At 73.7% G+C, this 14,704-nt stretch carries 2 protein-coding genes; both read right to left on the bottom strand.

Translation table 11 applies throughout. The annotated features are described in order from the left end of the window. Nucleotides 1-23: 23 nt before the first annotated feature. A complete protein-coding gene (locus ON30_RS13040; protein ID WP_040706961.1) occupies nt 24-9,731 on the bottom strand; it encodes a type I polyketide synthase in 9,708 nt (3,235 codons plus the stop codon). 30 nt (nt 9,732-9,761) lie between these two features. Next, nucleotides 9,762-14,696, bottom strand: coding sequence for a type I polyketide synthase (locus tag ON30_RS41715; protein WP_157183715.1), 4,935 nt, complete (start codon nt 14,694-14,696; stop codon nt 9,762-9,764). Nucleotides 14,697-14,704: the final 8 nt, after the last annotated feature.

Raw genomic sequence — 14,704 nt, 5'->3', positions numbered from 1 at the left:
CCTCCCGTTGTAGCCTCGTGGCGTCAGATCACACCGAGGTCGTTGTCGATGAAGTCGAACATCTCGGCGTCGTCGGCCGTGTCGAGCAGGTCGGTCACCGGGCCCTCCACCCGCTCGAGCAGCGCCCGCAGTCGCGTCGCGAGTTCCAGGCGGTCGGCCTCGGCGAGGGCGCCCGCGTCGAGCGCGGCCTCCCACGCGTCCAGATCCGGGGTGTCCGGTGCGGCGTCGAAATCGAACTCCTCGTGCAGGAAACGGGCCATCGCCAGCGGGGTGGGATGGTCGAACAGGACCGTCGAGGGCAGGCGCAGTCCGGTGGCGGCGGCCAGTCCGTTGCGCAGTTCGATGGCGGTCAACGAGTCGAAACCCAGGTCGAGCAAGCCGCGTTCGGGTTCGACGCGGGTCGGGTCACCGTGCCCGAGCACTAGTGCGGCGTGCCTGCGGACCACGCCCAGCAGCGATCTGACCCGCTCCTCGGGGTCGCGGCCCGCCAGGTCGCGGCGCAGCGAATCGGCGGAGTCGGCGCTCGGCGCGCTGTGTCGCTCCGCGCGCGGGCGGACGCCGAGCAGGTCGCGCAACAGGGCGTGGGCGCGATCCGGGGTGCGGCGCAGCGGTGTCAGATCCAACCGTGTCGGGACCAGCACGGGTTCGTCGGTGGCCAGCGCCGCGTCGAACATCGCCAGACCGTCGGCGACGGCGAACGGGGCGATGCCCGCACGGCCGATGCGCCGCATGTCGGCGTCGTCGAGTTTGCCTGTCATACCGCTGCGCTCGGCCCACAGCCCCCAGGCCAGCGACTGCGCGGTCAGGCCCAGATCGCGGCGGTGGCGGGCGAACGCGTCGAGGAAGGCGTTGGCGGCGGCGTAGTTGGCCTGGCCCATCCCCCCGAAGGTCCCCGCCAGCGAGGAGTACAGGACGAAGGCGTCCAGGTCCAGGTCGCGGGTGTGCTCGTGCAGGTGCAGGACCGCCTCGAGTTTGGGGCGCAGCACCGCGTCGACGCGCTCGTCGGTCAGATCCTCGACCACGCCGTCGTCCAGCACGCCCGCGGTGTGCACGACGGCGGTCAGCGGGTGGTCGGCCGGAATGCCGGCGATGAGGGCCGCGACTGCCTCGCGATCGGTGACGTCGCACCGCTCGAAGCGGGCCGACGCGCCGAGTTCGGTGAGTTCGCCGAGCAATTCGGCCGCACCGGGAGCCTCGGCTCCGCGCCTGCCCACCAGGATCAGGTGCCGTATGCCGTGCGCCTTCGCGAGGTGCCGGGCGACGGCGCGGCCCAGCGTGCCCGTGGCTCCGGTGACCAGGACCGAACCGTCCGGGTTCCAGGTCACCGGACGTTCGGGGGCGGGCGCCCGGACGAGTCGGGCCAAGTGGATCGCACCGTCGCGCAGGGCGGCCTGCGGTTCGTCCCCGGCGGCGGCGGTGCCGATCAGGGCGGCCGAAGCCGGGGTGTCGTCGGTGTCGACCAGGACGAAACGACCGGGGTTCTCGGTCTGCGCGGCGCGCACCAGACCCCACAGCGCGGCGTTGGCGAGGTCGGGGGCGGGTTCGCCGGGCAGGGCCACGCCACGGCGGGTGACGAAGACCAAGAGGGCGTCGCGGAATCGGTCGTCGGACAACCACGTTCGGATCGCGGCCAGCCCGCGCGAGAGCGTCGCCCGGACTCGCGCCGGGGTGGCGGCAAGGCCGGTGGCGGCGGCGTCCGCCGTCTCCGGGAAATCGATGCGCACCGCGGCGGGAACCGGTGCGTCGGGCGCGAGATCGACCAAGCGGGGCGGGTTCTCGGAGGCGAAGGGGTCGGTGGCGGGACGCCAGTCCAGGCGGTAGAGCGAGTCGCCGGTGCTCGCCGGGCGCAGCGTGAGTCCGGCGAGGACGCCCACCGGATGACCGGTGCCGTCGGCGAGGTCGAGGCGCGCGGAGCGTTCGCCTTCGGGGGTGAGGCGGACGCGCAGCGTGGACAGCCCGCGCTGGGTGAGTGCGTATCCGTGCCAGGCGAAGGGCATCGCGCCGCGTTCGAGGGGCGCGAAACCGACGGTTTGGCAGGCGGCGTCGAGCAGGGCGGGGTGCAGACCGAAGCGGCGGGCCTCGGCCTGGCGTTCCTCGGGCAGCGCGACCTCGGCGTACACCTCGTCCCCGGACCGCCACACCGCGCGCAGCCCCTGGAAGGTCGGGCCGAAGGCGAAACCGGTGTCGTCCAGGTCGTAGACGCCGGTGAGGTCGACCGGTTCCGCACCGGGCGGCGGCCAAGCGCCGAGGTCAGCGCCCGCGGCCCGCGGTTGCGCGCCGACGGCGCCTTCGGCGTGCACGGCCCATTCCGTACCGTGCTCGGGGCGCGCGTGGATGGTGAGAGCGCGGTCGCCGGTCGGTCCCGCCGGTCCCAGGGTGACGTGCACGAGCACGGCTTCGCGGTCCGGCACGGTGAGCGGGGTGCGGATGGTCAGTTCCGTGACCGTCTCGCAGTCGACCTGCCGTCCGGCCGCCGAGGCCAGTTCCAGCAGGGCCGTCCCCGGGAAGACCGGCGCGCCGGCGAAGCGGTGTTCGGCCAGCCACGGGTGGGTGCGAACGGAGACGCGCCCGGTCAGGACGTATCCGCCGGTGTCGGGCAGCGGAACGGTCGCGGCGAGCAACGGGTGGTCGGTGATGCCGAGTCCGGCGGCGGCGACGTTCCCGGTGGTCGGCGCGTCGAGCCAGTACCGACGGTGTTGGAAAGCGTAGGTGGGCAGGTCGACGCGGCGGCCTCCGGGGAAGACGGCGGGCCAGTCGACGGACGCGCCGTCGACGAACAGTTCACCCAACGCCGCTGTCACCGACTCGATCTCGGAGCGGTCCTTGCGCAGCAGCGGGATCGCCGTGCCGGCCTCCACCAGACTCGTCAGACCGGCGCTCGGCCCCACCTCGAGGTAGCGGGTGACGCCCTCGGCGGCGAGGTGGGCCAGTCCGTCGCCGAAGCGCACGGCGCGCCGGACCTGGTCGACCCAGTAATCGGGTGTGGTCGGGTCCTCGGCGCGACGGCCGGTGGCATTCGAGACCATCGGGATGGTCGGGGCGGCGAAGGTGACCGTCCGCAGCGTCTCCGCGAATTCGGCGAGCGCGGGTTCCACCAGCGCCGAATGGAAGGCGTGCGAGACCGCCAGAGGCTTGACCTGGAAATCGGTCAGGACGGCGGCGAAGGCGCCCACGGCGGCGTCGGGGCCCGAGACGACCACCGCGCGCGGACCGTTCACCGCCGCGATCTCGACGCCGGGCGGCAGCAGCGGCGCGATCTCCGCCTCGGAGGCGCGCACCGCGAGCATCGCGCCGCCGGACGGGAGCGCCTGCATCGACCTGCCGCGCGCCGCGACCACGCGCACGGCGTCCGGCAGCGACCACACGCCCGCCACGTGCGCGGCGACCAGTTCGCCGACCGAGTGGCCGATCAGGTGATCCGGTCGCACACCCCAGGATTCGAGCAGCCGGAACAGGCCGAGTTCGATCGCGAACAACCCCAGTTGCGCGAAATCGGTGCGCTGGAGCAGGTTCTCGTCCTCGCCCCACAGCGCCTCGCGCAGCGGCGCCTCGGTCTCGGCGAACACCGTGTCCAGGGTCTCGGCGAACACCGGATATTCGGCGTAGAGGTCGCGGCCCATCCCGAGTCGCTGCGCACCCTGTCCCGGGAACACCATCGCCGTCGCGCCCGCGGACCGCACCGCGGCGGGGAGCGGTGTGCGTCCTTCGGCCAGGTCCGCCAGGGCGGCGGTGTCCGCGCCGGACAGGTGGGTCCGATACTCGAGCGGCGCGCGGGTGGTGGCGAGGGAGAAGCCGATGTCGACGGGATCGGCCGCCGACGCGACGGCGAGCAGGCGCGCGGCCTGGGCGCGCAACGCGGCCGGTTCGCGCGCCGAGAGCACCCACGGCACCCGGGCGGGCGTCCGCGGTCGCGCCGCGACGGGCGCGACGGGGGCGGCCTGCTCCAGGATGACGTGGGCGTTGGTGCCGCTGACGCCGAAGGAGGAGATGCCCGCGCGGCGCAGGTCCTCGCTCACCCAGGGGCTGTTGTCGGTGAGCAGTTCCAGCAGGCCCGCACTCCAGTCGATTTCCGGGGAGGGCCGGTCGACGTGCAGGGTGCGCGGGCGCACCGCGTTGCGGATCGCCATGACCATCTTGATGACGCCCGCGATGCCCGCGGCGGCCTGGGTGTGGCCGATATTCGATTTCACCGTGCCCAGGCCGACCGGTGTCGAGCGGTCCCGACCGTAGGTGGCCAGCAGGGCGCCCGCTTCGATCGGATCGCCCAGTCGGGTGCCGGTGCCGTGCGCCTCGATGACGTCGACCTGGTGCGCGGCGAGTCCGGCGTTGGCCAGCGCCTGCCGGATGACCCGCTGCTGGGAGGGGCCGTTGGGCGCGGTCAGGCCGTTGGACGCGCCGTCCTGGTTGACCGCCGACCCGGCGACCACCGCCAGCACCTCGTGACCGTGCTTTCGTGCGTCCGAGAGCCGTTCCAGCAGAACGAGTCCGACGCCTTCGCCCCACCCCGCGCCGTCGGCGTCCGCGCCGAACGCCTTGCAGCGCCCGTCGGCGGCCAGCAGTCGCTGCCTGCTGAATTCGACGAAAGTGTCCATGGTCGACATGACGACCACGCCGCCCGCCAGGGCCAGCGAGCACTCCCCCGTGCGCAGCGACTGCGCGGCCAGGTGCAGGGCGACCAGCGACGACGAGCACGCGGTGTCGACGGTGACCGCGGGCCCCTCGAACCCGAAGGTGTAGGAGACGCGTCCGGAGGCGACGCTGCCCGCGCTGCCGTTGATCAGGTAGCCCTCGTACTCGCCCGCCGCGCCGCGCAGGCGCGAGCCGTAATCGGTGTAGCTGGCCCCGACGAAGACGCCGGTCGCGCTCCCGCGCAGGGGTGTCGGGTCGATGCCTGCGCGCTCGAAGGTCTCCCAGGCGGTCTCCAGCAGCAGGCGCTGCTGCGGGTCGATGGTCAGCGCCTCGCGCGGGGAGATGCCGAAGAAGGCGGGGTCGAAATCGGCGGCCTCGTGGAGGAAGGAACCGCCGGTGGCGTAATAGGTGCCGGGCCGGTCCGGGTCGAGGTCGAACAGTCCGTCGACGTCCCAGCCGCGGTCCTGCGGGAACGGGCCGACCGCGTCGACGCCGGATTCCACCAGCCGCCAGAGGTCTTCGGGACTGCGCACCCCGCCGGGGAAGCGGCAGGCCATGGCGACGATGACGATCGGGTCGTCGGTGCTCGCGCCGTGCGCGTCGACCTCGCGCGCGTCGACGGTGTCGCCGCCGAGTTCGGCGAGCAGGTGGGCGGTGAGGTCGGCGGCGGTCGGATAGTCGAAGACCAACGTCACCGGCAGGCGCAGGCCGGTCGACTCGACCAGGCGGTTGCGCAGGTTGACGGCGGTCAGGGAATCGAAGCCGAGATCACGGAAAGGGCGGGTGAAGTCGATGCCGTCGGCGTTCGCGTGGCCGAGGGCGTCGGCCACGGCCGCGCGGACCAGGCCGCGCACGGCGGCGGCGAGTTCGTCGCCGGACAGGCCGGACAGCGTTCCGGTCCCGGAATCGGCGCGGGCCCCGCCGGTTTCGTCAGACAGGTACGGTCGCGCGTCGGGCAGGTCGCGCAGCACCGCGCTCGGGCGGACGGCGGTGAGAGTGGCCGCGAGGCGTTCCCAGTCGATGTTCGCCACCGCCGAGCAGGTCTCGCCCAGGTCGAGGGCGCGTTGCAGGGCCGCGATCGCCAGGTCGGGCCGCATCGCGGGCACGCCGTCGGCCGCCAGTCTCGCCGCGACTTCCTCGGTGACCCCGCCCGCGCCGCCCCAGACCGCCCAGGCGACGGAGGTCGCGGGCAGACCCAGGTCGGCGCGGTGGCGGGCCAGGGCGTCGAGGTAGGCGTTGGCGGCGGCGTACGCGCCCTGCCCGGCCGCGCCGAGGACGCCGGCGAAGGAGGAGAACAGGACGAAGGCCGACAGGTCGCGCTCGGCGGTGAGTTCGTGCAGGTGCCATGCGCCGTCGACCTTGGGGCGCACGACCGCGTCGGCGCGTTCGGGGGTCAGCGAGTCCAGGACGGTGTCCTCGACCACGCCCGCCGCGTGGAAGACGGCGGTGAGATCGGGCAGATCGGTGAGCAGGTCCGCGACCGCGGCGCGGTCGGCCACGTCGCAGGCCCGCACGGTGACCCGCGCGCCCCGCTCGGTCAGTTCCGCGCACAGGTCGGCGACGCCGGGTGTGTCGGGGCCGCGTCGGCCGGTGAGCACGACGTGCTCGGCCCCGCCCGTCACCAGCCAGCGGGCCAGGTGCGCGCCGAGTCCGCCGGTGCCGCCGGTGACCAGTACGGTCCCGGACGGCCGCCAGTCCCGCTCGGCGCGCGGGCGCGCGACCGGTCGCAGCAACCGCCTGCCGAAAGCGCCGCCGTGGCGGATGGCCACCTGGTCCTCGCCCGCGCCGCCGCCCAGGATCTCGACCAAGCGGGCGACGGCGCGGTCGTCGGAGATCTCGGGCAGGTCGACCAGTCCGCCCCAGCGACCCGGATATTCGACCGCGGCGATGCGTCCGAGCCCCCACGCCTGGGCTTGCGCGGGATTGCGCAGCGGATCGGCCTCGCCGATCGAGACCGCGCCGGAGGTGACCGTCCACAGCGGGGCCTGCGCGCGGATCGCGCCGAGCGCCCGCAGCAGCGCGACGGTGGCCGCGACGCCGACCGGGTACGCGGAGGCCGCCGAGTACGGCGTCTGGTCCGAGGCGAGCAACGACACGACGCCGGTGAGCGGTTCGACCGTGTCCGCGACCCGTTGGGCCACCCTGGCGGTCAGCGCCTCGTGCTCGAGATCGTCGCGGCCGACCGGCAGGGTGACGACGCGGGCGTGGCGGGCCAGGGCCGCGCCCACACCGTGCAGGTCGCGGCCGTCGGGCAGGACCAGCAGCCAGGTCCCGGTGATCGCGGCGGCGCGGTCGGCGGGCAGGTGCCGCCAGCCGACCCGGTAGCGCCACCGGTCCTGCGCCGCGGCGGTGTCGGGCGCGGCGACGGTGTGCTCCAGCCAGAAGTGTTCGCGCTGGAACGGATACGTCGGCAGGTCGACCGTCCCGGCGGGCCGGTCGCCGAACAGCGCTGTCCAGTCCGGCTTTCCGCCGTGCGCGTACAGGTCGGCGACGGCGGTGACGAATCGCGCCGAATCGCCGTCGTCGCGGGTGATCGTCGCCGTCGAGACCGCCGCCGCGCCTGCCGATTCGAAAGTCTCGAACAGCGGGATGCGCAGCAGCGGATGCGGGGACACCTCCACGAACAAGTCGTGACCGGCGGCCAGCAGCGCGCGCGTGGCGGTCTCGAATTCGACCGGTTCGCGCATGTTGCGATACCAGTAGTCGGCGTCCATGGTCGCGGTGTCGAGCAGGTCGCCGGTCACGGTGGAGTAGAACGGGATTCGGCCCGCGCGGGGTCGCACGGGCGCCAGATCGCGCAGCAGGCGCTCGCGCAGTTGGTCCACCTGCGGTGAGTGGCCCGCGGTGTCGACGCCGGGGATGCGGCGCGAGTGGATGCCGTCGGCGTCGAGTTCGGCGGCCAGTTCGTCCAGGGCGACGCAGTCGCCGGAGACCACCACGGTGGCGGGCGAGTTGACCGCCGCCACCGCGAGCAGACCCGTCCAGCGGGTCAGTCGTTCGCGCGTCGCCTCGGCGGGCAGTGCCACCGAGAGCATGCCGCCCTTGCCGCGCAACTCCCACCACGCCTGACTGCGCAGCGCCACCACGCGGGCGGCGTCCTCGAGGCTCAGCGCGCCCGCGACGTAGGCGGCGGCGATCTCGCCCTGCGAGTGGCCGACCACGCCTTCGGGGACCACGCCGACCGATTCCCACAGCGCGGCGAGCGAGACCATGACCGTGAACAGCACCGGTTGCACGACATCGACGCGCGCGAGGTCCGGGGCCTGCGGCGCGCCGGTCAGCACGTCGCGCACGGACCAGTCGGTGAACGCGCGCAGGGCCGCGTCGCACTTCTCGACCCGTGCGGCGAACACCGGCGAGGTCGCCAGCAGATCCCTCGCCATCGCGGGCCACTGCGAACCCTGACCGGGGAAGACGAAGGCCACCTTGCCTTTTCCGACGACGAGCCCGGTGACGGTGTTGGCCGTGCCGCCCTCCGCGAGGGCCGTCAGCCCGGCGACGAATTCGGCCCGGTCCGCGCCGACGACCGCCGCGCGGTGGTGGAAGGCGCGACGGCGGCGGGCCAGCGCGTCACCGACCGCGGCGAGGTCGGGTGCGGGCTGGTCGGCCAGGTGGGCCAGCAGGCGGCGGGCCTGCTCCCGCACCGCCTGCGCGTCGCGTCCGGACAGCACCCAGGGCAGCGGGCCGCCGGGGTGCGGAGTCGCCTCGACCGGTTCGACGGCGGGGGCCTGTTCGAGGATGGCGTGGGCGTTGGTGCCGCTGACGCCGAAGGAGGAGACGGCGGCCCGGCGGGGCCGGTCCACCCGCGGCCAGGGACGGGACCGGCGCAGCAGTTCCACCCGCCCGGACTCCCAGTCGATGTGCTCGGAAGGGTTGTCGGCGTGCAGGGTTCGCGGCAACTTCGCGTGCCGCAACGCCTGCACCATCTTGATGACGCCGCCGACGCCCGCCGCGGTCTGGGCGTGGCCGATATTGGCTTTCAGCGAGCCCAGCCACAGCGGCTCCTCGCGGTCCTGCCCGTAGGTCGCCAACAGGGCTTCGGCCTCGATGGGATCACCGAGCGCGGTGCCGGTGCCGTGCGCCTCGACGGCGTCCACCTCGGCCGGGGCGAGCCTGGCGTTCTCCAACGCCTGCCGGATGACCTTCTGCTGGGCCGGACCGCTGGGGGCGCTGAGTCCGTTGGACGCGCCGTCCTGGTTGACGGCGGTCCCGCGCACCAGGGCCAGGATCCGGTGACCGTTGCGTCGCGCGTCCGAGAGCCGTTCCAGCAGTAGGAGTCCGACGCCTTCGGCCGGTCCCATACCGTCCGCGCCTGCCCCGAACGCCTTGCAGCGGCCGTCGGGCGCGAGCGCGCCCTGTCTGCTGAACCCGACCAGCGACATCGGTGACCCGATCACGGTCACCCCGCCGGCCAAGGCCAGCGTGCACTCGCCCGCGCGCAGCGCCTGGCAGGCCAGGTGCAGGGCGACCAGCGAGGACGAGCAGGCGGTGTCGACGGTCACCGCCGGGCCTTCCAGGCCGAGCGCGTAGGCGACCCGGCCGGAGATGACGCTGGTGGAGATGCCGGTCACCAAATGGCCCTGGACGTGCTCGGGGGCCACCTCGATGCTGGGGCCGTAGCCCTGGTAGGCCGCGCCGACGTAGACGCCGACCTGCAGGCCGCGCAGCGCGCCCGGATCGAAGTCGGCGCGCTCGAACGCCTCCCACGCCGTCTCCAGCAGCAACCGCTGCTGCGGGTCCATCGCCAGCGCCTCGCGCGGGGAGATGCCGAAGAAGCCGGGGTCGAATTCGGCGGCACCGGTGAGGAATCCACCCTGGCGGGTACTGAAGGTGCCGTGCCGGTTCGGGTCGGGGTCGTAGAGGGCGTCCACGTCCCAGCCGCGGTCGGCGGGGATGTCGGCGATCGCGTCGACCTCCGAGTCGACCAGCCGCCACAGGTCCTCGGGTGAGCTCACGCCGCCCGGGAAGCGGCAGCTCATCGACACGATCGCGATCGGTTCGCGTGCCGCGGCCGACAACTGCCGGTTGACCGTGCGCAGCCGCTCGTTCTCCCGCAGCGAGGAACGCAGGGCGTCGACGACCTTGTCGCCGGATACATCCATGGTTGACTCCACCGTTCAGTGACCCTGGGGTCAGTACTCGCTCGGGAATTCGCCGCCGTCGTGCGCCATTCGGACCAGTTCGGCCACGTCGAGTTCGCCGATGTGGTCGGCGGCGGGCGTGTCCGGCGCGGTGATCGCCTCGGGTTCGGCGGCCAACAGCAGCAGGGCGTCGAGCAGGCCCGCCTCGCGCAACCGCCGCTCGGACAGTCCGTCCAGCAGCGCGCGGAACCGGGCCTGATCGGCGTCGAGGCCGGACGCGCCTTCCGGCAGCAGTTTCGCCAACAGGAATTCGGCGACCGCGGTGACCGTCGGATGGTCGAAGACCAGCGTCACCGACAGTCGCAGGCCGGTCGCCGCGGCCAGGCGGGTGCGGATGTCCACCGCCGCCAGCGAGTCGAAGCCCAGTTCGCGCAGCGCGCGGGTGGTGTCGACGGCCGCGGGCGAGAGATGTCCGAGCGCGGCCGCCGCGTGGGTGCGGACCAGGTCGACCAGGACCGGAAGTCGTTCGGGCGCGGGCAGTTCCCGCAGCCGGGCCACCAGCGCGGACGACTCCCCGGTGTCGCTCGCGGCGGGCGTCGCCTCGACCTCGAGCAGTCGGCGGACTTCGGGGATCTCGTCGAAACTCGCGCTGGGCCGCACCGAGGTGAAGATCGGCAGGAACCGGTCCCAGTCGACGTCCGCGACCGCGACGAAGGTCTCGTCGTGGTCGAGGACCTGTTGCAGCGCCCGCACCGCGATGCGCGGACTCATGAACGGCACGCCCCTGGCGCGCAGTTGGTCCTCGGCGATGTTGACGGCCATGCCGCCCGTGCCGTCCTCGGGACTCCAGATGCCCCAGGCGATCGAGGTGGCCGCCAACCCACGGCCCCTGCGATGTTCGGCCAGGCCGTCGAGATAGGCGTTGGCCGCCGCGTACGCGCCGTGGTCGCCGCTGCCCCACACGCCCGCGATCGAGGAGAACAGCACGAAGGCGTCCAGGCGATCGGTGTCGAAGACGGCCGAGAGGTTCGCCGCGCCCGCCATCTTCACGTAGACGGTGTCGGTGAAGTCGGCCAGTTCGCTGGTCGCCAACGGCACCAGCGACCCCGCGCCCGCGATGTGCAGGACGGTGCGGATCGGGTCGCCCTCGGCTTCCACGGCGGTGACCAGGGCCTCGACCGCGTCCCTGTCGGCGAGGTCGCAGGCGGCCACCGTGACGCGGACGCCCGCGGCCTCCAGGTCCGCGCGCAGGTCGCTCGCGCCGGGAGCGTCCGGGCCGCGCCTGCTGGTCAGGACCAGGTGTTCGGCGCCGTTGCCCGCCAGCCACCGGGCGATCCGTCCGCCGATGCCGCCCGTGCCGCCCGCGATCAGCACCGTGCCGCGCGGCCGCCAGGTCGGCGCGTCACGGGTGAGCGCGGCGCGTTCCAGGCGGCGGGTGTAGAGACCCGAGGCACGCACCGCGAGTTGGTCCTCGTCCGCGAGTCCGGTCAGAACCGCCGCCAGGCGCGCGGCGGCGCGCGCGTCGACCGTCGCGGGGAGATCGACCAGGCCGCCCCAGCGGTCGGAGTGTTCGAGGGCGGCCACGCGGCCGAGGCCCCAGACGGCGGTCTGGGTGGGCGCGTCGAGCGGATCGCCGCCGCCGACGGTGACCGCTCCCCTGGTCGCGACCCACAGCGGTGCGCTCGCTCCCAGATCGCCCATGGCTTGGATGACGGCGGTGGTCAGCGCGAGACCGACCACGAGTCCGGGGTGGTCGGGATGGACGCGTTCGTCCAGCGCGGCCAGCGACAGCACGCCGTCGACCGGACCGGCCTGCGCGAGCAGCGCGGCCATCGCCGCGCGATCGACGTGCGCGTGATCGGCCGCGACCGTCACGACCGCGACGCCGAGGCCGCGCAATCCGTCGAGAACGTCGGTGACGCCCGGGGTTTCGGCGTGCACGGCGGGCGCCACGACCAACCACGCGCCTTCGGGAATCGCGGGTTCGGGGTCGGGCAGTGTCCGCCAGCCGATCCGGTAGCGCCAGGAATCGACGGTGTCCTGTTCGACGCGGCCCGCGCGCCACGCGGCCAGGGTCGGCAGCAGGGTGTCGAGTCCGGTCTCGTCGGGCAGGCCGACGGTCCGGGCGAAGGCCGCGGGGTCGCCGCTGTCCACCGCGGCCCAGAACCGCGCGTCACCGGGTGCGGCGGACGTCGCGGCGGAGGTCGTCTCGTCGGTGAGCCAATAGGAATCGCGCTGGAACGCGTAGGTCGGCAGGTCGACCACGCGCGGCGCGTACGCGGCGAAGGCGGGTTCCCAGCGGACCGGCACGCCGCGCACCCACAACTCCCCCAACGCCGACTGGAAGCGCGCCAGGTCGCCGTCGTCGCGGCGCAGCGTGCCGAGGACGGTCGCGTCGCGCTCGATGTCCTCGAAGGTCTCCTGCACCGCGGGCGTCAGCACCGGATGCGGGCTGACCTCCACGACCACGTCGTGGCCCGTCCCTGCCAGCGCGCGGGTCGCGGGATCGAGTCGGACGGTGCCGCGCAGGTTCCGGTACCAGTAGTCGCCGTCCATCGGTCGGTCGAGCCAGTCGCCCAGCACCGTCGACATGATCGGGATGTCGGGCGCGACGGGGGTGATGTCGGCCAACGCGGACAGGACATCGTCCCGGATGCCTTCGACCTGGGCCGAATGCGAGGCGTAGTCGACCGGGACGGTCCGGTTGCGCACCTGCTCGGCGTCGAGTTCGGCGACGAGTTCGACCAGGGCGTCCGGGGCGCCGGAGACCACGACCGACCGCGCGCCGTTCACCGCTGCCAACGACAGGCGCTCGCCCCAACGCGCGATGCGCTCGCGGACCGCGTCCTCGGGCGCGGACACCGACACCATGCCGCCCGCGCCGGCCAGCGCCGCGATGGCGCGACTGCGCAGCGCCACCACCTTCGCCGCGTCGGCCAGCGTCAGCGCCCCGGCGACGCAGGCCGCCGCGATCTCGCCCTGACTGTGACCGATCACCGCGTCCGGTTCCACCCCGTGCGCGCGCCACAGCGCGGCCAGCGAGACCATCACCGCGAACAGCGCGGGCTGCACGACGTCCACGCGGGTCAGCGCCTGTTCGTCGGTGAGCACCGCCGGCAGCGACCAGTCGGTGTGCGGGGCGAGCGCTTCGGCGCACTCCCGCATCCGGTCGGCGAACACCGGCGCACTCGCCAGCAGCGCCACCGCCATCCCCGCCCACTGCGCGCCCTGGCCGGGGAACACGAACACGATCCGGCCGAGGGGGCCCGCGCGACCGATCGGGGCCGTGCCCGACACGAGATCGCCGAGTCCCGCGCACAAGCGCTCGGTGTCCGCGCCCACGACGACGGCCCGGTACTCGAGCGCGGCGCGCGCGGTGTGCAGGGTGTGGCCGACGTCGACCGGGTCCGGCCGCTCGGCGGCGACGTGCGCGGCGAGCCGGGATGCTCCGGCGCGCAACGCTTCCGGGCCGCGTGCCGAGAGCAACCACGCGACGGCGGCGGGACGGCTGTGCGGGCGCGGTACCGACGGCGCGTCGTCCACGGGGGCCTGTTCCAGGACGACGTGGGCGTTGGTGCCGCTCATCCCGAACGAGGACACCCCCGCGCGGCGCGGGCGTCCGGTCGCGGGCCAGTGGGTGGTCGCGTCCAGCAGGCGCACCGCCCCTGTCGACCAGTCGACCCGGGTCGTCGGTCGCTCGGCGAACAAGGAACGCGGCAGCACGCCGTGCTGGAGCGCCTGCACCATCTTGATCACCCCGGCCACGCCCGCCGAGGCGGCGCTGTGGCCGAAATTGCCCTTCAGCGAGCCGAGCAGCAACGGAGCGCCCTCGCCGCGGCCCTGTCCGTAGGTGGCCAGCAGCGCGCCCGCCTCGATGGGGTCGCCCAATTCGGTGCCGGTGCCGTGGGCTTCGACCGCGTCGACGTGCGCGGCGGGCAGTCGCGCGTCGGCGAGCGCGTCCTCGATGACCCGGCGCTGCGCCGAACCGTTCGGGGCGGTCAGGCCGTTGGAGGCGCCGTCCTGGTTGATCGCGGTCCCCCGCACGACCGCCAGGACACGGCGGCCCGCGGCGCGCGCCTCGGAAAGGCGTTGCAGCAACAGCACACCCACGCCTTCGGCCCAGCCGGTGCCGTCGGCCGACTCGGCGAACGGTTTGCACCGACTGTCGGGGGCGAGGGCTCGCTGCCTGCTGAATTCGACGAACCCCTGCGGCGTGGACATGACGGTCGACCCGCACGCCAGCGCGAGCCCGGTTTCCCCGCGCCGCAGCGAATCCACGGCCACGTGCAGGGCGACCAGAGACGAGGAGCAGGCGGTGTCGATCGACACCGCAGGGCCTTCGAAGCCGAAGGTGTAGGCCACCCGACCGGACAGGATCGAGGCCGAACGCCCCGTCGCCAGATGGCCTTCCAGCCCTTGCGGCGGGGTGCGCACCTGCGCGCCGTAGTCCTGCCCGCTGGTGCCGACGAAGACACCGGTTCGACTGCCGCTCAACGCCTTCACGTCCAGGCCGGCGCGCTCGAACACCTCCCACACCGTCTCCAGCAGCAGGCGCTGCTGCGGGTCCATCGCCAGCGCCTCGCGGGGCGAGATGCCGAAGAAGCCCGCGTCGAACTGGTCCGCGTCGTGCAGGAAGCCGCCCGCCCGCGCATATGTCGTGCCTTGCCGGTCCGGGTCGGGATCGTAGAGTCCGGCGAGGTCCCAGCCGCGGTTGGCGGGGAATGGGGTCACCGCGTCACGGCCGTCGAACACCAACTCCCACAGGTCTTCCGGGGAACGCACCCCGCCCGGGAAACGGCAGCTCATGCCGATCACCGCGATCGGTTCGTGCGCCGCGTCCTCCACCTCGGCCAGTCGCGCGCGGGTCGCGCGCAGATCGGTGGTGACGCGCTTGAGGTAGCTGCGCAGTTTCGCTTCGCTCTCCGTCGGACCCGCGCCGTTGGAGTTCCCGCCGGTCGGACCCGCGGCCTTCGAACCCATCTCCATCGAACTCA

It is taken from the genome of Nocardia takedensis NBRC 100417, assembly GCF_000308695.1.
Taxonomy (GTDB): Bacteria; Actinomycetota; Actinomycetes; order Mycobacteriales; family Mycobacteriaceae; genus Nocardia; species Nocardia takedensis.
This window is presented reverse-complemented; position numbering and strand designations above follow the sequence as displayed.

What these genes read in the sequence shown, in the direction of transcription:
- ON30_RS13040 (WP_040706961.1), bottom strand. Translation starts at nt 9,731, where the DNA reads ATGGATGTATCCGGCGACAAGGTCGTCGACGCCCTGCGTTCCTCGCTG.
- ON30_RS41715 (WP_157183715.1), bottom strand. Translation starts at nt 14,696, where the DNA reads ATGGAGATGGGTTCGAAGGCCGCGGGTCCGACCGGCGGGAACTCCAAC.